General features: G+C 32.2%; 23 protein-coding genes and 1 pseudogene. 16 read left to right on the top strand and 8 right to left on the bottom strand.

Features of this window, described 5'->3' with window-relative positions; translation table 11 throughout:
* The first annotated feature begins 2 nt into the window (after positions 1–2).
* The gene (locus C564_RS34820) at positions 3–101 is read left to right on the top strand and encodes a YjcZ family sporulation protein (RefSeq protein ID WP_018765986.1); all 99 of its coding nucleotides are present in this window, start codon (positions 3–5) and stop codon (positions 99–101) included.
* 249 nt (positions 102–350) lie between these two features.
* Here the strand turns inward: C564_RS34820 and C564_RS0115875 are convergent, their stop codons facing one another.
* Positions 351–662 (bottom strand): hypothetical protein, encoded by a 312-nt coding sequence (locus tag C564_RS0115875; protein WP_018765985.1) that lies wholly within the window; start codon positions 660–662, stop codon positions 351–353.
* 687 nt (positions 663–1,349) lie between these two features.
* On the opposite strand from C564_RS0115875, the gene C564_RS0115870 reads away from it, so the two are divergent.
* A complete protein-coding gene (locus tag C564_RS0115870; RefSeq protein WP_018765984.1) occupies positions 1,350–2,144 on the top strand; it encodes an alpha/beta fold hydrolase in 795 nt (264 codons plus the stop codon).
* A 545-nt stretch (positions 2,145–2,689) separates the two neighbouring features.
* On the opposite strand, the gene C564_RS0115860 is transcribed toward C564_RS0115870, so the two are convergent.
* The gene (locus tag C564_RS0115860; RefSeq protein ID WP_026008587.1) at positions 2,690–3,955 is read right to left on the bottom strand and encodes a sensor histidine kinase; all 1,266 of its coding nucleotides are present in this window, start codon (positions 3,953–3,955) and stop codon (positions 2,690–2,692) included.
* Positions 3,956–4,065: 110 nt separating this feature from the next.
* Positions 4,066–4,938 (bottom strand): serine/threonine protein kinase, encoded by an 873-nt coding sequence (locus C564_RS0115855; RefSeq protein WP_018765981.1) that lies wholly within the window; start codon positions 4,936–4,938, stop codon positions 4,066–4,068.
* Positions 4,939–5,067: 129 nt separating this feature from the next.
* Between C564_RS0115855 and C564_RS0115850 the strand changes: the two genes are divergently transcribed.
* From C564_RS0115850 to C564_RS0115830, 5 genes are all read left to right on the top strand, one after another.
* Positions 5,068–5,586 (top strand): GrpB family protein, encoded by a 519-nt coding sequence (locus C564_RS0115850; RefSeq protein WP_018765980.1) that lies wholly within the window; start codon positions 5,068–5,070, stop codon positions 5,584–5,586.
* A gap of 140 nt (positions 5,587–5,726) precedes the next feature.
* On the top strand, positions 5,727–6,257 hold the full coding sequence (locus C564_RS0115845) for a hypothetical protein (RefSeq protein ID WP_018765979.1): 531 nt from the start codon (positions 5,727–5,729) through the stop codon (positions 6,255–6,257).
* A 12-nt stretch (positions 6,258–6,269) separates the two neighbouring features.
* Positions 6,270–6,944, top strand: coding sequence for a response regulator transcription factor (locus tag C564_RS0115840; RefSeq protein WP_018765978.1), 675 nt, complete (start codon positions 6,270–6,272; stop codon positions 6,942–6,944).
* A complete protein-coding gene (locus C564_RS0115835) occupies positions 6,941–8,374 on the top strand; it encodes a HAMP domain-containing sensor histidine kinase (RefSeq protein WP_018765977.1) in 1,434 nt (477 codons plus the stop codon). Before C564_RS0115840 ends, C564_RS0115835 begins: the two co-directional genes overlap by 4 nt.
* Before the next feature lie 108 nt (positions 8,375–8,482).
* The gene (locus tag C564_RS0115830; RefSeq protein WP_018765976.1) at positions 8,483–9,082 is read left to right on the top strand and encodes an undecaprenyl-diphosphatase; all 600 of its coding nucleotides are present in this window, start codon (positions 8,483–8,485) and stop codon (positions 9,080–9,082) included.
* Positions 9,083–9,367: 285 nt separating this feature from the next.
* On the opposite strand, the gene C564_RS0115825 is transcribed toward C564_RS0115830, so the two are convergent.
* Complete coding sequence (locus C564_RS0115825; RefSeq protein ID WP_018765975.1) at positions 9,368–9,691, bottom strand: hypothetical protein; 324 nt, start codon at positions 9,689–9,691, stop codon at positions 9,368–9,370.
* Positions 9,692–9,861: 170 nt separating this feature from the next.
* Here C564_RS0115825 and C564_RS38060 point away from each other — a divergent pair, with 170 nt between their 5' ends.
* Both C564_RS38060 and speD read left to right on the top strand, forming a co-directional pair.
* The gene (locus C564_RS38060) at positions 9,862–9,987 is read left to right on the top strand and encodes a hypothetical protein (RefSeq protein WP_003207249.1); all 126 of its coding nucleotides are present in this window, start codon (positions 9,862–9,864) and stop codon (positions 9,985–9,987) included.
* 386 nt (positions 9,988–10,373) lie between these two features.
* Positions 10,374–11,207: an adenosylmethionine decarboxylase gene (gene speD, locus C564_RS0115815; protein ID WP_018765974.1), complete on the top strand. Its 834-nt coding sequence runs from the start codon at positions 10,374–10,376 to the stop codon at positions 11,205–11,207.
* A gap of 659 nt (positions 11,208–11,866) precedes the next feature.
* Here speD and C564_RS0115810 read toward each other — a convergent pair.
* On the bottom strand, positions 11,867–12,817 hold the full coding sequence (locus C564_RS0115810) for a nucleoside hydrolase (protein WP_018765973.1): 951 nt from the start codon (positions 12,815–12,817) through the stop codon (positions 11,867–11,869).
* A gap of 514 nt (positions 12,818–13,331) precedes the next feature.
* On the opposite strand from C564_RS0115810, the gene C564_RS0115805 reads away from it, so the two are divergent.
* The gene (locus C564_RS0115805) at positions 13,332–14,069 is read left to right on the top strand and encodes a YrrS family protein (protein WP_018765972.1); all 738 of its coding nucleotides are present in this window, start codon (positions 13,332–13,334) and stop codon (positions 14,067–14,069) included.
* A gap of 105 nt (positions 14,070–14,174) precedes the next feature.
* Here C564_RS0115805 and C564_RS0115800 read toward each other — a convergent pair whose 3' ends face one another.
* Positions 14,175–14,699 carry a GNAT family N-acetyltransferase gene (locus C564_RS0115800; protein WP_018765971.1) on the bottom strand — a complete coding sequence of 175 codons (525 nt, stop codon included), beginning with the start codon at positions 14,697–14,699 and terminating at the stop codon, positions 14,175–14,177.
* A 90-nt stretch (positions 14,700–14,789) separates the two neighbouring features.
* On the opposite strand from C564_RS0115800, the pseudogene C564_RS38430 reads away from it, so the two are divergent.
* Both C564_RS38430 and C564_RS0115795 read left to right on the top strand, forming a co-directional pair.
* Positions 14,790–14,906: pseudogene (locus C564_RS38430) on the top strand (DUF1453 domain-containing protein); the annotation flags it as partial.
* An 80-nt stretch (positions 14,907–14,986) separates the two neighbouring features.
* Complete coding sequence (locus C564_RS0115795; RefSeq protein WP_018765970.1) at positions 14,987–15,493, top strand: DUF3189 family protein; 507 nt, start codon at positions 14,987–14,989, stop codon at positions 15,491–15,493.
* 34 nt (positions 15,494–15,527) lie between these two features.
* On the opposite strand, the gene C564_RS0115790 is transcribed toward C564_RS0115795, so the two are convergent.
* Positions 15,528–16,238, bottom strand: coding sequence for a hypothetical protein (locus tag C564_RS0115790; protein ID WP_196811502.1), 711 nt, complete (start codon positions 16,236–16,238; stop codon positions 15,528–15,530).
* A gap of 563 nt (positions 16,239–16,801) precedes the next feature.
* Here C564_RS0115790 and C564_RS0115780 point away from each other — a divergent pair.
* From C564_RS0115780 to C564_RS0115770, 3 genes are all read left to right on the top strand, one after another.
* Entirely contained in the window at positions 16,802–18,007 is a 1,206-nt protein-coding gene (locus tag C564_RS0115780) for an MFS transporter (RefSeq protein ID WP_018765967.1), read from the top strand.
* A 203-nt stretch (positions 18,008–18,210) separates the two neighbouring features.
* On the top strand, positions 18,211–19,116 hold the full coding sequence (locus C564_RS0115775) for a glycerophosphodiester phosphodiesterase (protein WP_018765966.1): 906 nt from the start codon (positions 18,211–18,213) through the stop codon (positions 19,114–19,116).
* 211 nt (positions 19,117–19,327) lie between these two features.
* Positions 19,328–20,182 carry an alpha/beta fold hydrolase gene (locus C564_RS0115770; RefSeq protein ID WP_018765965.1) on the top strand — a complete coding sequence of 285 codons (855 nt, stop codon included), beginning with the start codon at positions 19,328–19,330 and terminating at the stop codon, positions 20,180–20,182.
* Positions 20,183–20,424: 242 nt separating this feature from the next.
* On the opposite strand, the gene C564_RS0115765 is transcribed toward C564_RS0115770, so the two are convergent.
* Positions 20,425–20,892 carry a DUF2306 domain-containing protein gene (locus tag C564_RS0115765; RefSeq protein ID WP_018765964.1) on the bottom strand — a complete coding sequence of 156 codons (468 nt, stop codon included), beginning with the start codon at positions 20,890–20,892 and terminating at the stop codon, positions 20,425–20,427.
* Positions 20,893–21,215: 323 nt separating this feature from the next.
* On the opposite strand from C564_RS0115765, the gene C564_RS0115760 reads away from it, so the two are divergent.
* Positions 21,216–21,740 (top strand): GrpB family protein, encoded by a 525-nt coding sequence (locus C564_RS0115760; protein WP_003197949.1) that lies wholly within the window; start codon positions 21,216–21,218, stop codon positions 21,738–21,740.
* The last annotated feature ends 210 nt before the right edge of the window (positions 21,741–21,950 follow it).

Below are 21,950 nucleotides of genomic sequence, written 5' to 3'. Positions count from 1 at the left end.
ATATGAGTTTCGGTGGTTCTTGTGGTTTTGGTGGAAGTTTTGCTTTATTAGTTGTGTTATTTATTTTATTAATTATTGTTGGATGCAGCTGCTGGGGCTGAGGGTATTAAAAACATATAACTTTTTAATCATTCGTCACAGAATCATGTAATCAGAAAAACCATTAAAGATACTTTTTTAGTATCAATACGAGATTCAACATAAAAAAAGGAGCTGCTATGCTCCTTTTTTTATGTTGAAATTTCACCGAAATAATAAGGTTGATTTCCGGAAAATTCGTTTAATTCACATGATTTTTTAATATTGTAAATACTTGTGACTAAAAGACGAGTTTTTATTATTCACGATAGTTATTGGTTTTGATTACCTAGTCTCTTTTGACTGTTAGGCGTAATTTCATCGGCAAATTCTATATTTGCCAAATTTACTTTGGATGGAATAAATGTTTTTGTTGTATTTTGAACACCTTGGAACAAACGTTGAATAGGTTTCATCATATTTGAATTACGTGTTGCTACTACACTAAAAATTGTTCCTAATCCTAGTAAAGAAAACCAAATCCAGCTTCTATTGTTATTCCGTCTATTTCTAAATAATCTAAACATTTGCTGAGTTCTTCTTCCAGAATTGAATAGTGACATCAAGAAGTTAAGAGTATTCATTTTTTACCCCCTGTAAAGATAATTAGGAAAAAGAAACACTAAGTTCAATTTCACATGATTTATGTTGCAATATTTTATCGGAATTTATGCTAACATTTCTTGATTCTTTTTTCCTAAAAACCCTAAGTTTACTCATTACAAAGGGAAACATGTACAGATAAATAAGGATTTAAAATTCATTTACATAATGTTTATTTAATCAATGAGATGCAGTATATTGAAAAATGGGATTAAAAAGAATTATTGTAATTTTATGTGTGATTCATAAGGAAAATCCATCGTAATTTATTCTAAATAGTTGCCAGAATAGAAAAAAAGAAGTGCCACATAATAACAGAAATGAGTGAAAAGACACATCGTCAAGTGTACTGTAAGAGGTTATTTTATAGCATAACATTCAAAAAAAAGACCATCTGTTTTTCTGTCTAAATAAATGAAAAGATTAAAAGAAAAACTTGAGGAGCGACTAAATTCATTTTTTTTAAACGAAAATCAGCTTCAACGTTATCAGGAACGTATAACAGAATAATATCGACAGCTTATAGCTAACAAATTATAAAGAAATTAATGACAAAAGGAAAATACTCATGTACTAAAATCAATTTTTAGTATGCATCATTTTTTAGAGCTACTGTTTTTTTGAAAAAGAGTGGGGAATAATTTTAGATTGTTGAGGTGATTACATACATGCCAATGTTGGATGTAGATGGTAGTAGTCTGTACTATATCGTTAAGGGAAAAGGGGTTCCTATTGTTTTTATTCATCCTCCTGTACTTACATGTGTAAATTTTGAGTATCAAATAGAGGGATTATCCCAAAATTTTAAGGTGATTGCTTTTGATATTAGAGGACACGGAAGGAGTCAGTATTCAAAACAACCGATAACCTATCCACTGATTGCTGAAGACATTAGATGTTTGTTGGATCATTTAGAGATTAAGAAAGCATTTGTATGTGGATATTCGACTGGAAGCTCTGTCGCATTAGAATTTTTATTGGCCTTTGCTGAAAGATCGTTAGGAGGTATTCTAATCGGGGGAATGTCAGAAGTGAGGGATGGATATCTAAAGAATAAGATTTCACTTGGCGTGAAACTTGCGAAAGCGGGGGCAGTTTCATTTTTAGCATGGTCTATTTCATGGAGCAACTCAAATACACATAAATTGTTCAGAAAGATGTTTAAAGAGGCACGAAAAGGGAATGCCAAAAATATCTGGCAGTATTATTGTTATAGTTTGCATTATGATTGTACTAATCAGCTTAGAAATATTCAGCTTCCGGTTTTGTTGGTGTATGGTAAGAAAGATAAAGTATTTTATAGTCATGCCAAATTACTACATGAAAAATTGCCATGTAATGAATTAAAATTCATTGATAACGTAAAGCATCAAATTCCTACAAAAGCAGCGAGATGCCTAAATGAAATGATTCAGCAGTTTGCTTTTATTCATACTGAGATGAGACTTTTTCTTTACCCATAAAAAAGTATATTTATTTCGAAGTTATATGCGTTTATTGTGCTAAATATTTAATGGGAAAGGAGCTATCATGCTCCGTTTGATAATTGATATGTGAAAGAGTAGTGAGCGCTCAAGTTATCCCTCCTAAATATTTCGAATTATTTTTGCGTACCGGTGATTGATGCGGATGGAGTCTTGCGAATGTAAAACCTAATGAGTAAATATACGAGAAGTGGTACAACTATGTTAAGTAATAAAAAATGGAGTAAAGAAGGAATACCTTCAAGTTAGCTATAGCCAGGACCTTTTATAGGAGGGTTCATATATAAATAATTTAAGCCAAGGTTTATGAAAAGCATATCTTATTTTGTATTAACTAGTAGTAATATTCCCGCTTTAAAAATCATCGAAAACAATGAAGTTAGGCGGGAGATGAAATGTTAGTAAATACCTGATTAGTGAAGGCTAATAATCAGTGGGGAATGGAGAAAAAACATTGATTAAAATTTCAATTTATGTAGTGAAAAACAAAAAGGAGCATAGGAAGCTCCTTTTAAATCAAAATGTTAGTGTTTTTTAGCAATCTCATTATTTTGTGGAAATGTGATCGTTAAAGTGGTTCCTTTATTAACAATACTATTTATATCTAAAGTACCATTCATCGTTTCAATGATTTTTACTGCAACCATCGTACCTAAACCTGTTCCTCTTGTTTTTGTACTAAAATAAGGTTCACCAAATCGATTGATTTGCTCTTGTGTCATCCCAATTCCACTATCTTTAATGACAATAGTAATTTTGTTTTCACAAGCAGATGATTTGATACTTAGTTTTCCGCCATTTGGCATCGCTTCAATACTGTTCTTTATTAAGTTTAAAAAGCATTGCTGAAAATGTTGTGTATTCCCAGTGATGGAACCTGTTACTAAATTCTCAGAAACATTTATAGAATTCATATTACATAATGGCATCATCATACTTATTATTCTTTTTAATTCTTGATCTATTACAATGTTATCAACTTTTTGTGATGCTGGCTTAGCAAATGTTAAGTAGTCATCAATGATAACCTGAGCGCGGTTTAGCTCTCCAAGAATATGTTCAATATATTGTTCTCGCGATTCTTGTGGTAAATCTGGAGTTTTAAGGAGTTGAGTAAAACCTTTTACTACGGTAAGAGGATTTCTTACTTCATGTGAAATACTCGCAGCAAGTTGACTCACAATCTCCATCTTCTCCATCTTTACTAATTTAGACCTCATAATAACGGCATCTCTTAAAACCTCATTTATATATACAACAAATAACATGACAATTGGAGGGAGTAGAATAAAATAAGTGATATATGAATTTGTAATTGGGAAATCTGACAGAACAACAGCGATAAAGGTTGTAAGTAAAGCAAGGAAAAAAGGTAAAGTCATTGACATGATAAGCTTCTTTCTTCTGTTTAATTGATTAAATTTAGAAGAAGAATAGGCAGTGAAAATAAGCATGGTAATATAAACAATAACTGTTAAAAAGTTAACACCATAAAAAACAAACCGAATCAATAACATGATAGATAATAAAGCGATCCCAACTGGTAAACCACCATAAAGTGTACCTATTAAAAAAGGGATCTGTCTTAAGTCGTGAACGCAGTTTTCGTCTATGTATATAGGGAATTTCATACATAAAATCAATGGTATACTAGTGCATATAATGATAAGAATCTTTTTATAGTTTTTAAAAAATATTTCATTATTATATATAAAATAAAAAACAAAGATGCTGCTTAAAATGTAAAGCAGATTATTTAATACGTTTTGGTTAATGTATACAAAATTCATCTAGCATGCCTCATTATTGTAGTTTTCAGTACTATAAGTATTATACCGGAAAAATACAACTTCTTCATGTTTTAATTATTGGAATAAGGACTGTGATTACTTTTGAATTGTTATTTGTTTCGAGCAAATTCCCATGCTAAGTGAAATTCTTCAACTGATGCATAACGTTGATTTCTATTTTTTTCTATCGTACGAGCTGCTACGTCATACAATTCTTTCCCTGCTTCCCATTTAGTGAAAGAACGATCGAGTTCCCCTCCTAAGAACGCAAAAGCGATTGCTCCCATATTAAATACATTTGTTTTCTCATCAATCACTGCATCAAGTTCGAATTCCTCAGGTGACATAAATCGTGATGATCCCCAAAGTCTCCCCATTGTATTGATATAAGGTTTCTTCTGATATAAATCGATATCACAAACCTTTGTTGTCTTTGTTTCAAAGTCATACAAAATGCTTCCATCATAAAAATCTATTGCTACATAATTTTTTCTTTCAACATGAACATGGAAAGAAAAAATATGATCTAGTGAAATAAGACGTTCTTCAATTGATAATTGTTTATAGCGATAGAACGGAGAACTAGGATTACTATATTTCGCTAGTGGTGGAAATGACCAATGGGAATGAAGGCATTCTCCGGTAAACCAATTAAAGATTGCCACATAACCGTTTTCTACTTCATAATGATCAATTAATTCGATTAGATGATCGTGTTTTAATTCTTCATAAAGAAAAATAGCTTCTTTTAATCTAGTAACAGCGGCATCTGGATTTCCCGAATACTCCATTGTTTTTGCACCAGCATATTTAACAAATCTTTTCTGACCATCTATTTCAATACCAAAGCATATATTGCCAGAATCTTGTTGATCAAATACAGTAAACACTCTACCAAGCTTCACAAGCCATTCAAAATCTTGATATTCTTTTAATTTAAAAGTTACATCATCAAAGCTAAGTGTGACTGGAATTTCGTTCATTTTACACCTCTTATTTTATATAATGAGATTAAATATTAATAAATTCGAGGAGAGTAATAAAAATCCTGTTTTGATTAGTTAAAAAGAATTACTTTTAAAGCTATGTAATTATTATGAAAGGAGTAAAAGATGGATAAAGAAATAATCATTGAACCGTATAATTTAAATTGGCATACGGAATTTGTGAAGGAGAAAGAGAAATTTATCACATTGCTAAAAAAGGACATCTTAGCGATTGAACATATCGGAAGTACGTCAGTAGAAGGGTTAGATGCTAAACCTCTTATTGATATGATGATAGGTGTTAAAGATTTAAAATTAGTTGATCATTGGATAGAACCATTACAAACAATAGGATATGAATATATATTTCATAAACCTTTTCCGCAGAGGCGTTTTTTTAGAAAAGGGAAATGGAGAGCAGGTACACATCATTTACACGTCTATACGCACGGTGGTCAAGATTGGAAAAACAATTTATTATTTCGTGATTTTATGAGAAATCATGAATGGGCACGTTTGGAATACAAACAATTAAAATACGAGCTTGCTATGAAGTATCCATTTGATCGAGTGGCGTATACTAATGCAAAAGAACCTTTTATTCAAAAGATCATTACACTGGCGAAAGAAAATCTATACATATAAAAATTACGGTGGGAAATTTGTTTTTTAGTTCACATAAAGTATTTCTCATCTTATTCTAATCTTTCTTTCATTCTTTTTTCTTTTTTGATTGCTACAATTTGGAATGTAGTGATGTTTTGAAATTGAAAGAGGGATGCAAAATGAAGAAAACGTTCGGAAGTCAAATTTTTAATTTGTTTATAAAGATCGCAGGAGCTTGTGTGATTGCATTTAGTGTTACAATGTTCATCGTAAACTTTATGCTAGGAGATCAAATAGGATTAAAAAGCGTAAATGAAAATCTTGGTTCTCTTGGTGAATATGGTGCGATTGCAGCTGCATCACTTTGGTTTTTACGTCATATTTGGCTGTTTTTACACAAAAATAAAATACCCGGATTCAAGTATATGAAAGAATTATATATGTTAGCAAAGAAATATCATATGTTTATCGGTTATGCTGTATTAGCTGTTGCAACAACACATGGAGTTTATTTTTTTATAAGGGGAAGTCACCATATGATACAGATTTACAGCGGCATATTTGCTTTTGGTAGCTTAGTATTGCTAGGAGTTGTTGGAATTCTTTTGAATAAGGTTAAAGACAGAAAAAAATCGGTATTATATCGAAGCATACATCAAATGATTGCGATTCTATTTGGATTAGGATTGATCATTCATTTAATAATATAGGAGGAATTAGGGTTGCATCATATATTAATAATTGAAGATGAAGAAAGTTTAGCTGAATTTTTAGAGTTAGAATTAAAATATGAAGGATATGCAGTAGAGGTACAATACGATGGGCGAAAAGGATTGGAAGCAGCCCTAGAGAAGAACTATGATATTATACTTCTTGATTTGATGTTACCAGGACTCAATGGGATTGAAGTATGTCGTAGACTGCGTGCGACGAAGAATACTCCCATCATTATGTTAACAGCGCGTGATAGTATTATGGATCGTGTTACAGGATTAGATAGCGGCGCTGATGATTACTTACCGAAGCCATTTGCAATTGAAGAACTCCTTGCACGAATACGTGTTATATTTAGACGCGAACAAAAAGAAGAAAGTAAGCCAACACTTTTGCTTGCTTTTAAAGATTTACAGTTACATGTAGAATCAAGAACGCTAAGAAAAAATGATGAAATCATTGAATTAACGAACAAAGAATTTGAGTTATTACTCATGTTTATGAAGAATATTAACCGCGTACTTACACGAGATATACTTTTAGAGCAAGTGTGGGGTTACGATGCGATTGTAGAAACAAATATTGTTGATGTATATGTTCGCTATTTACGAAACAAATTACATGGTGTAGATAAGGAGGAGTATATCCAGACTGTTAGAGGGGCTGGATATGTGATGAGATGATCAAAAATTTTGCACAGCGCATTCGAAACCTTCCGATAAAATGGAAACTAACTCTTTGGTCAACTACGTTATTATTTATCTTGTTCGCTTTATATAATGTTTTACAGTTTATTGTGATTAATCAATGGACAGTAGACTATGAAAAGAAACAAATGAACAGGCAAGTGAAAGAAATAGCAGCATATTTTACTGATAAAAAAGAAACACTTTCTAACCAAACGATTGAAAACAGTAAAGACTTTCTTAATAATATGAATGATAAACATCAGATTATTCGAATTTTAGATAAAGATGGACAACCAATTGTCTCGATTTCTCGTGATTTTAATCCGAGGTGGGCGCCTCCTAAATCGGTTACCCAACCTGAAGCTTATATAAAGAGGCATTTAGAAGATAGAATATTAATTGAACGTATGCCGATTCAAACAGCAACATTTATGGGAACAATTGAGGTTGGAAAAAATTTAGAAACTTTCGATCATTTGTTGAAAATCATTTTCGTTGTAATGGTTGCAGCTGGTATCGGTGGACTTATACTTAGTTTTTTAGGTGGAACAATTATTGCTAAACAACTTTTATTAAGTGTTCAGAATATAACTGATACGATGAATCGAATTAAAACAAACGGGTTAAAAGAAAGAGTTCCTGTACGGGAAAATAATGATGAACTTGCAAAGTTAGGCATTCTATTTAATGAATTAATGGATGATGTAGAAAAGTCTTTTTTACAACAAAAACAATTTGTTGAAGATGCATCACATGAACTTCGAACACCCCTTACAATTATTCAAGGCCATTTATCCATGTTAAACCGTTGGGGAAAGGATAATCCTGTTATTCTACAAAAGTCACTTCAATCTAGTTTAAAAGAAGTGGATAGATTGAATAAATTAGTCTCAGAATTATTAGAGTTATCCAGAGCAGAATCAGAGCAAATGCCCTCATTAGCAGTCGAGCCTGTACATGTAAATACTGTATTAAAACAAGTAATCCAAAACTTTGAAGTTCTTCAAACTGAATTCGAATTCGAATTCGATATACAATTATATGCCGAAGAGGCTTACGTGGCTATACCAACACCTTATTTAGAGCAAATAATGATTATCATACTAGATAACGCGATTAAATATACCAAAGCAAATGATAAATACATTTGTATTCAAACAAACATGCAAAAAGAAAATATTACTATACGTATTGTAGATCATGGCGACGGAATACCCGAATCGGATTTACCATATGTACTTAATCGTTTTTATAGGGTGGATAAAGCAAGGAGTCGTAAACAGGGTGGAAATGGCCTGGGGCTTTCCATCGCAAGACGGCTTGTAGAAAAATATAATGGAAACATTATATTAGAAAGTAGGGAGAAAGAAGGTACATCAGTTACAATTTCGTTTCCTTATGTTTTACATGAAAATGAGAAATAGATGAGAAAAGTTTCAAAGTATTTTCATATTACTGTTGTATACTGTGTAACCAATAGAACTTGTACTTTCTTAAAGTACGAATGTAATGAAAATAAGGAGAGGGTAGATATGAACTACACAGTATTTCAATGGATTAATAATTTAGCGGGAACCTCAATCATTTCAGATAAGATCATGATTATGATTACGAATAGCGCGCCTTACATGGCGATTCTTTTTATGCTTATTTTATGGTTTAGTAATACTAAAAAAGAAATGGCGATTCAAAAACAATATACTGTTGTATATACTGTTCTTACAGTCGGAGTTTCATTGCTGTTAAATGTTTTCATTCATGCAGTATATTATCATGCGCGACCTTTTGTAACTTATCATGTTCATCAATTAGTGCCACATGCAGTAGATTCATCATTTGTAAGTGATCATTCTGTACTTGTATTTTCAATAGCATTTACCATGCTATTGAGAGGGGAAAGATTAAAATATATTGCATTAATTTGGGCCGTACTAGTTGGAGTTTCACGTATTTACGTTGGTGTCCATTATCCAGCAGATATAATTGGTGGAGCATTCCTGTCATTTATAACTTGCGGCATAGTAATGCAAAGTACGCGAAAATTAGAACCATTAACACAAATGGTATTTGTAATTTATGCATCCATTGCAAAACGAATTCCATTGTTATCGAAATATAACCATACACATTAATCATACAAGTTACTAGAAAAAGAACCTATTCGTAAATGATGGGTTCTTTTTCATGCATACAAACATTAATTTCACGCACTGTATTTAATTGGAAAATAAAAAATATTAGGGCTCGTTAGAAGATATATAGCATGTGTAACTTTTCGTGAAAATTTTTTCGAACGAAATATACGATGCCTATTGAGCATGAAACAGTCATATGTTCTGTGAAAACTCCATTGCGAAATAAGAGATTCCAGCGAATATGTTAGTTAATAGGAACCTCTCACTTCAAAATGGGATCATTCAATGACCTGTATACTTCATCCATCCACTCTCTGATCGCTTTGCTTTAAATTTACCGTAAGATAAAAGTTTCATCGCTGAACGAGTAGCTGTGTGAAAAACTAAGATCTTCATCCATTCATCTTCCATTTCACTAGGATAAGGGGTGGACTCGTAAGCATAATAAGCAGCCATGATACAAGGAACTACTTGGTCTGGTTCAAATTCATATGCAGTTGCATCATCGATAATTAAATCAATGATGCGTTTGTTTCTTTCTTTAACGTCTTTCTGGATTAACTTTTTTACCGCTTCTGGTACTAACTTTAATATTTCATTTTTCATAACAGTCACCTCATTCTTTAGCATGTCCAAATCGCTTGGAGAAATATTGAAAACATTGTGTTAAATCGGATTGCGTAAGTTGAACGGGACTATACTCATGAAATTATCAGTATGAAATAGTTCCTTTTGTACAAAATAGGTACGAACGTTTATAAGAGGAGGGATCATTCATGACGAATCGGAATGATAATCGAAAACAAAAAAGCAACTATCCAAATAACCTAAAAAATGATACTGAATTCTCAAAAGATGTAAATATTAGAAGTGAAGTAACGAAAAAAGATTTAAAAAAGTAGTGTTTTGATTTGGAATATAATTGAGAGTAATTATAAAAATCGGCGCAGTATTTAATTAGTTTTAAACATAGAAAAAAGAAAAGATGTGTAAGCTAATCTAAGTTTACACATCTTTTCTTTTTTGATGCATTTACTCACAATGGTTTCTTCATTCAAATTTTACATAGCTGCTATTCTAAATTTCAATTACCGTATTTTTACAATAAAATTAAAATAATCCATAACAATATAATGATAGCCATCACCAACGAATTAGAAATAACTTGTATATTACAAGTAATCTTAATTCAAAAAGAGGATGCATGAAAAAATTGTAGAATGGAACTATATTTCATAAAGGATTTATAAAATAGTATTGATCAGAAAAAAGAATGGGGAATTTTATCATGAACCTAACACCAGAACAAAGGATTCAATTACATGGTTTTAATAACCTCACAAAATCATTAAGTTTTAACATGTATGATATTTGCTATACAAGAACAAAAGAAGAACGAGAAGCTTATATAGAATACATAGATGAACAATATAACGCAGACAGATTAACTAAGATTTTGAAAAATGTCTCGGACATTATAGGTGCACATGTATTAAATATTGCTAAACAAGACTATGTACCACAAGGGGCGAGTGTAACTATATTAGTATCAGAAGGTCCCGTGGTAGAAGTGCCGACAGAATCATTCACTGAATCACCTGGACCTCTTCCTGATTCAGTTGTTATGCAGTTAGATAAAAGTCATATAACGGTTCATACGTATCCTGAATATCATCCAGATGAAGGTATTAGCACTTTTAGAGCGGATATTGATGTAGCTACATGCGGTGAAATCTCACCTCTTAAGGCTTTAAATTACCTTATCCACTCATTTGATACAGATATTATGATAATTGATTACCGCGTTCGGGGATTTACAAGAGATATAACAGGTAACAAGTTATTTATTGACCATGAAATAAGTTCTATCCAAAATTACATTCCAAATAATGTGAAAAATCTCTATGATATGATTGATGTCAATGTTTATCAAGAGCATATCTTTCATACAAAATGTAAACTAAAAGAATTTGACTTAAACAACTATCTATTTGGATATACACAAGAAAAATTATCCGTAAAAGAACAAGATGAAATTACAAAAAAATTAAAAACGGAAATGGATGAAATATTTTACGGAAAAAACATGAGTCATGGATCAATGGGAGAAAGTTTTGAATGATACCTCTTTTTAGGGAAATACAAATAACTCCTATGTCACCTTTTTATTTTGCTTAATGTGTGAAATTTGTATTTTGTTGTTGGTATCCCTAATTCTAGAGGGATAAATACTCAAGCAAGCAATTTCACGCACTGTATTTGTATAATAAATAAATCAAATAAACAAATTAGCATAAACATCTAGTTTGTATGAATACCACTGGTTTATCCCGCGTTAACGGCTAGTAATACTCCCACCTCAAAATTCGGCGAAAACATTGTCCAGCTCTAGCGGCTAGAATCTCCGGTCGTTTCGCCCTCTCGGACGAGGCAAAAAGTGCCTCTCTGTCGGGGGCTCCAACGTCCTGCGATTCTGAGCGAGCCGCTTACGCTTTTCTAAAGAAGTTAGGTGGGAGATAAACTGCCCGTAAAAGCCCGATTCGTTCAACTAATAATCAGTGGGGGATGAAGAAAACCCCCACTGATTAAAGTTTCACTTTATGGGAAAGAGACAGGATTGCTGTTATAGATCGCAAAGTAGAAACACAAAGATTTGTCATCCCTGTGTTTCTTGAAGTTTCCTTTGATTACTCGATAAAGAGAACCCTGGGATATACCGGTTACTTATACAATTTTTTGTAAATATTTCTTGAAACAGTTTTATCTCTCAACGAAAGAATGCTACAGCCTTCTCCTTAGGAACGTTTCCATAATATCATTCTTGAATTTTTCATAATCAAACTGAAAAGCCACATTATGCGTTTTATAACCTGGATTAGTCACAAAACGAAAGTCTGCAATGCTTTGACCGAATCCTTCCCCTTGATCGGGAATTACTTTGATGGGTACTCTTGAAAGACCAACAGCCTCTTGATTCAGCAAATACCACACTGTTACAAAATCATGCATAGGGCTTCCTCCTATACCGGGATTCGACTTGGAGTAGAAATTATAATAGTAGTCTAACATAGGCTTGATGATGAGTCCTGCAATATCCTGTGTATCCTGATGAAATGCATCGATTTGTTGGACCATTTTGGGTGTAACAACCGCATGTTGAGTTACATTTAACGGAATGATTGTCAAGTTCTTCGCATGCTGCAGAATTAAGTTTGCTGCATAAGGATCCGCATAAAAGTTAGCTTCAGCCACCGCAGTCACGTTTCCTGGATAAAAAAAAGCTCCGCCCATGCAAATGTATTCTCTTACATTCCGCATTGTTTCTAAATTTAAAACAAAGGTCGTAGCTAACGAAGAAAGTCTTCCCAAATTGATAATTGTAAGATCATCTAAATTTGAATTTATAATTTGGTAAATATCATTTAAGGGATAAACTGGATAAGAAATTTCAGGTGGAATGATAGGTCCTAATCCGACTTTTCCATGTACCTCAGGAAAATACTGAACCAATATACCCGTTAACGGTACAGAAGCACCAAGGAATACAAGTATCTCTTTTTTTCCCGCAATGTACTTCAAATAGTTAATATTTCTTATGGCATTCTCTCTTGATACATTTCCATAATCGGCTACAATCCCTAAAATTTGAATATCTTTACGAAAAAAGGTGTACAGGATGGCAAATGCATCGTCAATTCCCAAATCTGTAAACAGGAGAACCTTTTTTGGCATGTGTATTCCTCCAAAAGTTATAGAGTTCTATTTTCACTAAGGATGTAGTGAGTAGGCTTGTACATATATATTTTATGTATTCCTATAGAGTGAATTCTATTCATATGTAGTTAAAATAGAACATCATTAGGAAACTTACGGTGTTAAGGTGAGTGTATTATGCCCAACTTTTGTAGATACACCAATAATTGTAAAATATTTTTATAAAAGTAGATGAATTCTTGGAGTGGTTGACGCTTTTATTAAAAATAGTAGAAACATTCTAGCTTAACATTAATTTTGTTGTTGAAATTCTGAATATTAAAATGTAATATAAAAAAAGCGTGTTTAACAATGTACTTATTTTAGGTAAGAAAATGTATTTACAATAAAGGTGTATGTAAGTGATAAGGAGGAAGGGGTTAACAACTATACAGATGAATTTTAAAGTTCATCAACATATAAACTTACTGGATTCTAAAATAGTGAACAAAGCATACAGTTTCACTGTAAAAGTTACATGGAGGTTTCAGAAATGGGAAATGAAGGTAGATTTCAAGAAAAGCAACAAGCCCGTCGACAACGCAGTGTTGTTAATATTGGATTAAGTTTAGTATTATTGGCAGTCAGCATGGTATCTTATCAGTTATTTTTTACTGATCAAACAAAAGGAAAAGAACATCCAGAAGAAAAGAAAGTAGCCCAATTAGCATCTAAAGAGGCGAAAAACAATAAATTAGAGGAACGAAAAACAAAACAATCAGAAGCAGACTCATCAAAGGAACAAGCAAACAAAGAAAGTGAAAAACAAAAATTAATAGAACAGCAAAATCAAGAGAAAGAAAGCTCAAAAGTACAGGAAAAAGAAAAACAGAACAATGAAAATCTAGTAAAAAAACAAGAAGAACAAAAGGATAATAAAATTGAAGAACAGAAGGCTAATGTAGAGACAATAAATAAAAATCAATCAGATAGAGATGCAAATCAAACAGAACAAAATAAGCAATGGAATCCAGTTGGTACAGAGCAAGGGGCAAAACCTGCCATGCAATTTAAAGAGGGAACGACAGATTGGAATGAGATGAAAAAAGCAATTTCCTATGCTGTTGAGGTTCCTGAATCACAACTCATTTATGATTTTATTGGAAATAACGGAACGAATAAGGCCTATGGTAATGTGCGAGATAAGCAAAGCAATAAAAAATATAAAGTGTATATTGATTGGATTGAAAATAAAGGCTGGAAACCAGTATCTATTCAAGCTGTGAAATAATTATACCGACAGATATTTCGCCAAAATTCAGTAAATAAAGTAAAGACTCTCCCAAGCGGAGAGTCTTTTATATGAGTTATTATTTTTGATATCTTTGCTGTTTATTTATGTGGTTTCTTTTCGTTTATCAATTGCAAACAGGTTAAGTTCTTCAGAATCATTGGCCAGCTGCATCGATCTTTCAAACCGCAACCCTACTTTTTCAAGAAGTTTAGCTGAAGCGTGATTGTCTGGAGTAGTAATCCCCACAATACGATTTAGCCCCAATTTATCTTTTCCATATGCCATCACCGCAGAAGCTGCTTCATAGGCGTATCCTTTAGCCCAATACTTTGGGAGAAAGGCGAATCCAATATCTACATCTTCCAAGGAATCTCTTTTTACTAGACCACAAATTCCAATCGGAACATGATCCTCCTTCCGTTCTACTAAAAAAAGACAGAAACCAAATTGCTCATACATGCGAATCGGTCCATTCAAAATATAGATCCTTGCATCTTCTAACGTTCTCACACCGCGATCTCCTATAAATTGTAACCAAGAGGGGTCATTCAAAAGCTCGAGGATAAACGCTGCATCGTCGGTTGTTTGTAGGCGAAGAGTAAGACGCTCTGTTTCGAGAATATTCAAAAGAAATACACCTTCCTTTCAGGATTATATTCTATCTAGATATCATAATCGTATATTAACTTAAAACTCAAGGGTATTTTTTCGTGAGGTACACATTATATGTTAACCGTTGTAACAAACGCTTTTTTATGCACGCCACTTGGTACAATAATTAGTAGAAGATATTATATTTGGAGAAAATATCACGAATTAACAAGTAAGTTATAAAATCAAAGCCTTTCTTGATTAGTAAATGATGAAATGGTGATACTAATAACTATGAAACGTTTATGATAAGGGATGGTATTATGATTTTTATTTATACAGATTTTGGCGGAACACATACAACTTCACTTGCAGCAGCATATCATTTAAACAAACTCCCCACTGATCGAAGACTGACAAAAGAAGAAATTTTAAATGTGGACTATTTTAATAAGCTTAAAACGTCTGATATGGGAAAAATAATTTTTCATGGAAGGGACGAAGGAGGAAATCCGGTTTATACAGTAGGACACGGGACATCAAAAGTAGTTGTTCCATCCATGAAAAATTTAGCGGAAATTCTTCAACATCAGTATCAAAACAATGAAAAAATCATTTTTTCAAATACTTCACCAACAGTTCCACTTCCTATGACGTTTGGAGGATTGTTTTCAAGAAGATTACATATTGATTTTATTGGTGTTCCCTTACTCGTATGGGGAGCAAAACTGTGTTGTGATAATATACAACGACTTGTTGATTATACAAAAGAAGCGGGTAGAATGACTAATGATTATGTTGTTATTTTAGAGAATGAAACTTTCAAATAAAAAATGCAGGATTTATTGGAATCCTGCATTTTTTCTATATCAATTCAACTTTTTTTCGAATGACAATCTTATCAATTTCGTCTTCTTCATCCCCAATATATAAGCCACGTTCTTTTAAATATGTTTCAAAATATAAATCTGCTTCTGCACGTTCATCATAAGGTTTTACAGATAAAACAAACCCTAATTTATTTTGTTCCTCTAAATGAGAAGTAGAGATATAAGCGGGGGTATTATGACGTAAGAATAGCTCCTTAACAGGAATTATCATATCCTTCATTAGCTTTGATAACATGCTCATTTCAAAATCAAAGTTAAATCGATCAACACTAGATATGTCAGCAAATACCACCCCAATAAAGCCTGTATTAAATACTTCTTGAAACTCAGCGTCTTGCTTATCATAAAAATTCTTTTCAATTAAGTAATTTTTAAAATAAGCAACACCATCAGCTTGTTCAAAAGGTTTTGTTGAAAGAACAAAACCTATCTTCTTTTGTTTATGTAAATACACACAAGACATATGTGCAGAAATATTATGCTCTTTAAATAAAGAACTTGTTGCGCCTGCAAGGCCATCTAATACATGATGGACAATTTGAAGCTTTTTACGGGCAAAATAATAGGATTTTTTTTGTAGTTCCAATGTATCAATAAACACAGAACCGATAAAGCCTGTATTTGAGATAGTAGGTGTATGCTTTTTTCTTCCTCTGCGTTTGTTTTGAGCCATTGTAAAAATCATCCCTTCAAGTACGATTGAAATAAAAGAACGTTTGTTCGTATATTTATATTTTACTATTTAATCGTTATAAAGTAAAGGGATTTTTACCAGAAAAACATAGAAAAGACACCTTTTAAAAGGTGCCCTGAATGCGATAGGGAAGAGGATTCAACCCATTTTATTTACGATTTATATTATGAAACAGAGACAAGTTCTTCTGCATCTTCTACATCTAAATGACAATCCATTGTACGTACATCTTGATCTTCATGACTTCCGAAATAAATAGTAATTTTCATATGTATCGCTCCTTTATTCTAGGAATACCTAAAATAATTACTAGTAATGTTACTGCCTATTATATACCACTTTTTCCATTTCGACAATCTTATCCAGTTTATAATTTTATTTTGTAAATATTAAGAATATTTGTTACGATACACTTAATTAAATGTAAGGAGGAATTAAAATGTTAAAAACTTTAAAAACATTCTCAAGTAAAGGAAGAGGAGTGCATAGTATTTAAGCTAACTTAACACTCCTGCTTCCGCGAAGAATATAAATATTGGAAAGTAGGAGAACGTTTGGATAAGTATACGCTGGCAAATCATAATATTTCTATTTTATTTTGGGTACATTTTTTTGGAACAATTAGTTTTTTACAAGCAGTTATGACGTTGTTTTATGTGGAAAGAGGATTAACTCCTTCAAATATTTTTATTGTATTGATGTGCTGGAGTGGAGCGGTTTTAATTGGAGAAGTACCAGCAGGTATTTTTGCAGATCGTTTCAGTTTAAAACTCTCTTTTATAACAGGCGCTTGCATAAAAATTATAAGTATCTCTATTTTGTTCTTTGCTGATAACATATGGCTATTTTGTTTATATAGCTTATTGAATGGTTTATCAGTCACATTTTTTTCGGGTGCTGATGAAGCCTTAATATACGAATCTTTAAAAGAAACGAATGAACAACATCTTATGGATAAAGCGATGGGAAAAATTCAATCCGCTAGCTTTATTTCAATGTTGATTGCTGTTATTTTCGGATCTTATTTTGCGAAAGATTTGAAGGAAGAGCAATTCTTTATTTTAATTACACTCGGACTTCTTTTTCATTTCGTAGAATTAATTTTACTTTTATTTATAAAAAATCCGGCGGTGGAATTTGAATATAATGAGTCAGCTTATTCACAAGTAATCGAAGGAATACAAGTTATCCGAAGAGCACCTCAATTACTTATTATGTTCTTAAATATATCGCTTGTATTTATTCCAGCGAGTGCAGTTTTTGACAACTATGATCAATTACTTTTGAAAAATGCAGGCGTGCCCGTATTTGCAATTGGCATATTATATGCAGTCGCTGCAATAGGCGGATATTTTGCATCCATTTCTATAGGGTGGTTAACCCGAAAATTCTCTCGTATATTTTTATTAAATCTTTCAGGTGCATTAGCTGTCTGTGGATTACTATTAGTAGCGTGCTTTGGAAATACGTTGTGGAGCGTTTTAGGAGCATTTATTATATTACGATTTGTAAGAGCAATAAGATATCCGATTTATTCACAGCTGAGTAATGATATAATTCCATCACATGTACGTGCAACAACAATTTCATTGTTATCAGTACTAGATTCTGTACTGGATTTAATTATTTTTGGTACGTTATCTATACTTGCTGTATACGGGTTACCTGTTATGTTTATGGGTTGTACAATAATTGCACTGATAGGTACTTGCTTACCGATTAAAGGTATAAGAGAAGTGCCTAAAAATATTGAATCGTAAATCTGTTTTAAGGCGACCATTCTTTAAGGTATATCCAAGCCTTAGAGGATGGTTATTTTTTATCAAGACATTAGCTATCCAGTTGTTTATTTTGTAGACTGAATGATTTTGTTACAAAGCTTTAATAACATATTTATACGTGCTTAAATTTTATCGTGTAACATATATAAATAGAGTATAAGATTAGGAGTTAAAATATCACTATGAAAAAAGCACTTATTACTACAACTGTTTGCATCTTGATAGGAATAAGCATTGCTATTCTACAGCAAACAAAAGAAAAAAATTATATAAAAGCTAAGAATCAATCAGATCATGTCATAACAATTGCCCATAGAGGGGCATCTGCATATGCTCCAGAACATACAATATCAGCCTATAAATTAGGTCAACAATTCAAAGGTGATTATATAGAAATAGATCTTCAAATGACAAAGGATGGACACTTAATTGCTATGCATGATAATACATTAAATCGAACAACAAACGGATCAGGACTTGTTAAAAATCATACATTAGAAGAAATAAAAAGACTTGATGCTGGTAGCTTCTTTAATAAAAAACATCCCAAGCTATCAAAAGAAGAATTTAAGGACGTAAAAGTACCAACGCTTGAAGAGATTATTGAAACGTTTGGCCATGATGCTCGTTATTATATTGAAACAAAATCACCAGGGGACTATCTAGGAATGGAAGAAAAGCTTTTAGAAATACTGAATCGATACCAACTAAGTGATCCCGCTATTGTAAAGGAGAAAATAATCATCCAATCATTTAGCACAGAAAGTTTAAAAAAGATTCATAGTCTAAATTCTAGCATTCCGCTGGTGCAATTATTAACACACAAAAAAGCAGTCAGACTAACCAATGAAGACTTAAAGGCATATAAAACTTATTGTGTAGGCTTGGGCATGAACTATACATATATGAATGCTACCGATGTTCCAAAAATACAAAAACAAGGCTTAGAAGTTCACCCATTTACAGTAGATAAAGAGAAAGATATGAAAAAAATGATTGAATGGGGTGTAAATGGGATGTTTACGAATTATCCGGATCGTTTACAGCATGTAATTTTATCATTATCCATTAGTAATGAAATAGATTAACCTAAGTTACAAAAATATAATATAATTAGCAATGGGGTTAAGCCTCTTATTCATTTCTTATAAGGAGAGTGCTTATTATGATTATTAAGTTCATTCGTTTCCGTTAATTTCAGGTACATTTCTATTCGTTCATTTTTCTAAAGGGAATTTTGGGCTGTCTTGATGTACCTTTTTTCAAATGACCAAATTCGAATGAAATGAGGAATGAATTATGAAAGAAAAGATAAATAAAATTAATGGAATTGATATATGCACAGAGAGTTTTGGAAATCCTAATCACCCAGCGACTTTACTGATTATGGGAGCAATGTGTTCGATGGTTTACTGGGATGAAGAGTTCTGTAAACGATTAGCAGATACAGGGCGATACGTTATTCGATATGATCATCGAGATGTTGGACGTTCCGTTACCTACAAGCCAGGAAGTTCTCATTATACTGTGATAGACATGGCGGATGATGCTGTTGGAGTACTCGATGCATACGATATTAATCATGCACATATTGTAGGAATGTCTTTGGGAGGTATGATTGCTCAAATTATCGCAGTAAGGCATCCTCAAAGAGTCCTAACAATGACATTGATTGCATCAAGTATTTATGGGTCTGATGAAAACAATCGGAATTTACCTCCAATGGATGAAAAAATTCTTGCTTATCATGCGAATGGAAGTAAATTGGATTGGACAGATAACGAATCTGTTGTGAATTATTTGGTTAGAGGATCAGCATTACTCTGTGGACCAAAGCATAAATTTGATGAGCAAAGAGTTACGAAGCAGGTAACAAAAGAAATAAAACGAGCAAACAATCTACTCAGCATGTTTAATCATGCACTGCTTAAAGGTGATGATTACTATGAGGGGAAATTAAAAAAAATAAATATATCTACTTTAGTTATTCACGGCACCGAAGATACGGCACTTCCGTATGAGCATGGCTTAGCTCTAGCGAATGAAATTCCTAATGCGTCGTTACTACCACTAGAGGGAACGGGGCATGAAATTCATTTTGATGATTGGGATAATATAATTAACGCTATTTCGAAACATACTTCAAGAGTGTAGGGAATTACACAGTCAAAATAGACGATTTAAGAAGTTTTCTGCTCCTTAGATCGTCTATTTTTTATTGACACTTCGTTTCAACTATTCACGAATAATAAATTGTATTTTATCTAAATGGCTTTTTTTCTTTGGACTAAAATGATTGAGTAGTAATAAAAAAATCGCTGAATCCAGTTATCGAAGCAGAATATTTACTGCATGATTAATAGCGATTCTATTTTTTCAAAGAGGAATAGAGCTTTTTACTTGTTTGTATGCTTTTTATATTTTTTTATAACCATTATTGTAAGTGGGGTACCAATCAATGTTGGTAAAAACCAAAACGATAGTGTAGGAAGTAAATTTAATATCGGTATAGAATTCCCTATGTTCACTAGAAGAGCCGTTACAGCACCTATATATGAACCTAGCATACCTCTAATATGATGATGAATCCAATTTTTCCAGCGTCTTTTTCTTGCAAGATAGCCATAAATAGCAAATGAATAAGAAAAAAGTGCGACATAAAACAAATAAGCAATCTCATTCCAATGTAAAATAGACAATATAATTGCAGTGATGAATATTACAACGTAAGATGCATGATAAACTTCACCCCATTCTGTATGAGTTCCTTTTCTCTTTTTTGCAGACATTGCGACAGCTCCTGAAATTAAACATATGATCCCAAATAGAATATGAATTATTAAAAGTATAGGAAAGATATCCAATATACTTCCTCCTTTGCCATTTTAATATTTTTGGTTTGTTAAAGAAGAGATGAAATACATCTTTGATTCAATTTAATATATTGAAATTAAGGTGTTTGTAGAACATCTTCTAGCAATAATAATTTTCATCATATTTTGTTTGCTGATATAAAATGTATATTGTAAATTAAGAAACTACTTCATATTTGAAAAGATATTATAGTTCTAAAAAAGGTGTAAAATAGAAACTGCTTTTGCAGAAATTCTAGGGCTTGATGAGGATTCGTATGAGCAATTTATTATATTTGGAAAAAAATTAAATTATGATAAGGAGGTATATAATAATGGCTGAAAAAACGAGAATAATAGAAATCATGTCTTATAATCCTGAATGGAAAATGGAGTTCAAGAAAATCAAAATAATGATTGAAAGTTATATCGGCGATTTAATTTTAAGAATTGAGCATGTAGGTAGTACCTCTGTTGAAGGGTTAGCAGCAAAACCAATTATTGATATTGATGTAGTTATAGAAAGTTACGATCTATTACCTGACATTATAGAACGATTAGAAAAAGAAGGTTATCACCATCAAGGAGATCTAGGTGTTGAAGGACGTGAAGCTTTTCAAAGAAATAATGAAGATAATTTTATGAAATACCACCTCTATGTCTGCCCGAAGGATGGGAAAGGCTATTTAGAACATGTCGCTTTACGGGATTATTTATCAGCAAATGAGGGTGCACGGAAAGAATATGAAGAACTGAAATATCGATTAGCTGAGAACTATCGATATAATATTGATGGTTATTGTGAAGCTAAAACTGATTTTGTAAAAGGGATTTTGAATAAGACGCTTTATATAAACTAAAAAGAAAAAGTGGGAATTACTACTTGTAATAGAAGAACAAATAGAATCTAATTAAATTGGAAATTCCAAAAATATTTTCATCTTTCTTATATACCAATATGGTTAAACAATTATAAGTTAACTCAAAGATTTGATTTGGACAGTTTATGAAAAGGTAGAGAAGAATGTATCAGGAAGTTGTCAACACCTAACATATGAATGTATGAGTAC

The sequence above is a fragment of the Bacillus sp. 105MF genome, from assembly GCF_000374885.1.
Taxonomy (GTDB): Bacteria; Bacillota; Bacilli; order Bacillales; family Bacillaceae_G; genus Bacillus_A; species Bacillus_A pseudomycoides.
Note: the sequence above shows the minus strand (reverse complement) of the source record. Positions and strands in the feature narration are given on the sequence as shown.

Bases quoted from the DNA above. Each gene is read 5' to 3' on its own strand.
- C564_RS34820 (WP_018765986.1), top strand. From the start codon at position 3: ATGAGTTTCGGTGGTTCTTGTGGTTTTGGTGGAAGTTTTGCTTTATTA.
- C564_RS0115875 (WP_018765985.1), bottom strand. From the start codon at position 662: ATGAATACTCTTAACTTCTTGATGTCACTATTCAATTCTGGAAGAAGA.
- C564_RS0115870 (WP_018765984.1), top strand. From the start codon at position 1,350: ATGCCAATGTTGGATGTAGATGGTAGTAGTCTGTACTATATCGTTAAG.
- C564_RS0115860 (WP_026008587.1), bottom strand. From the start codon at position 3,955: ATGAATTTTGTATACATTAACCAAAACGTATTAAATAATCTGCTTTAC.
- C564_RS0115855 (WP_018765981.1), bottom strand. From the start codon at position 4,938: ATGAACGAAATTCCAGTCACACTTAGCTTTGATGATGTAACTTTTAAA.
- C564_RS0115850 (WP_018765980.1), top strand. From the start codon at position 5,068: ATGGATAAAGAAATAATCATTGAACCGTATAATTTAAATTGGCATACG.
- C564_RS0115845 (WP_018765979.1), top strand. From the start codon at position 5,727: ATGAAGAAAACGTTCGGAAGTCAAATTTTTAATTTGTTTATAAAGATC.
- C564_RS0115835 (WP_018765977.1), top strand. From the start codon at position 6,941: ATGATCAAAAATTTTGCACAGCGCATTCGAAACCTTCCGATAAAATGG.
- C564_RS0115830 (WP_018765976.1), top strand. From the start codon at position 8,483: ATGAACTACACAGTATTTCAATGGATTAATAATTTAGCGGGAACCTCA.
- C564_RS0115825 (WP_018765975.1), bottom strand. From the start codon at position 9,691: ATGAAAAATGAAATATTAAAGTTAGTACCAGAAGCGGTAAAAAAGTTA.
- C564_RS38060 (WP_003207249.1), top strand. From the start codon at position 9,862: ATGACGAATCGGAATGATAATCGAAAACAAAAAAGCAACTATCCAAAT.
- speD (WP_018765974.1), top strand. From the start codon at position 10,374: ATGAACCTAACACCAGAACAAAGGATTCAATTACATGGTTTTAATAAC.
- C564_RS0115810 (WP_018765973.1), bottom strand. From the start codon at position 12,817: ATGCCAAAAAAGGTTCTCCTGTTTACAGATTTGGGAATTGACGATGCA.
- C564_RS0115805 (WP_018765972.1), top strand. From the start codon at position 13,332: ATGGGAAATGAAGGTAGATTTCAAGAAAAGCAACAAGCCCGTCGACAA.
- C564_RS0115795 (WP_018765970.1), top strand. From the start codon at position 14,987: ATGATTTTTATTTATACAGATTTTGGCGGAACACATACAACTTCACTT.
- C564_RS0115790 (WP_196811502.1), bottom strand. From the start codon at position 16,238: ATGATTTTTACAATGGCTCAAAACAAACGCAGAGGAAGAAAAAAGCAT.
- C564_RS0115775 (WP_018765966.1), top strand. From the start codon at position 18,211: ATGAAAAAAGCACTTATTACTACAACTGTTTGCATCTTGATAGGAATA.
- C564_RS0115770 (WP_018765965.1), top strand. From the start codon at position 19,328: ATGAAAGAAAAGATAAATAAAATTAATGGAATTGATATATGCACAGAG.
- C564_RS0115760 (WP_003197949.1), top strand. From the start codon at position 21,216: ATGGCTGAAAAAACGAGAATAATAGAAATCATGTCTTATAATCCTGAA.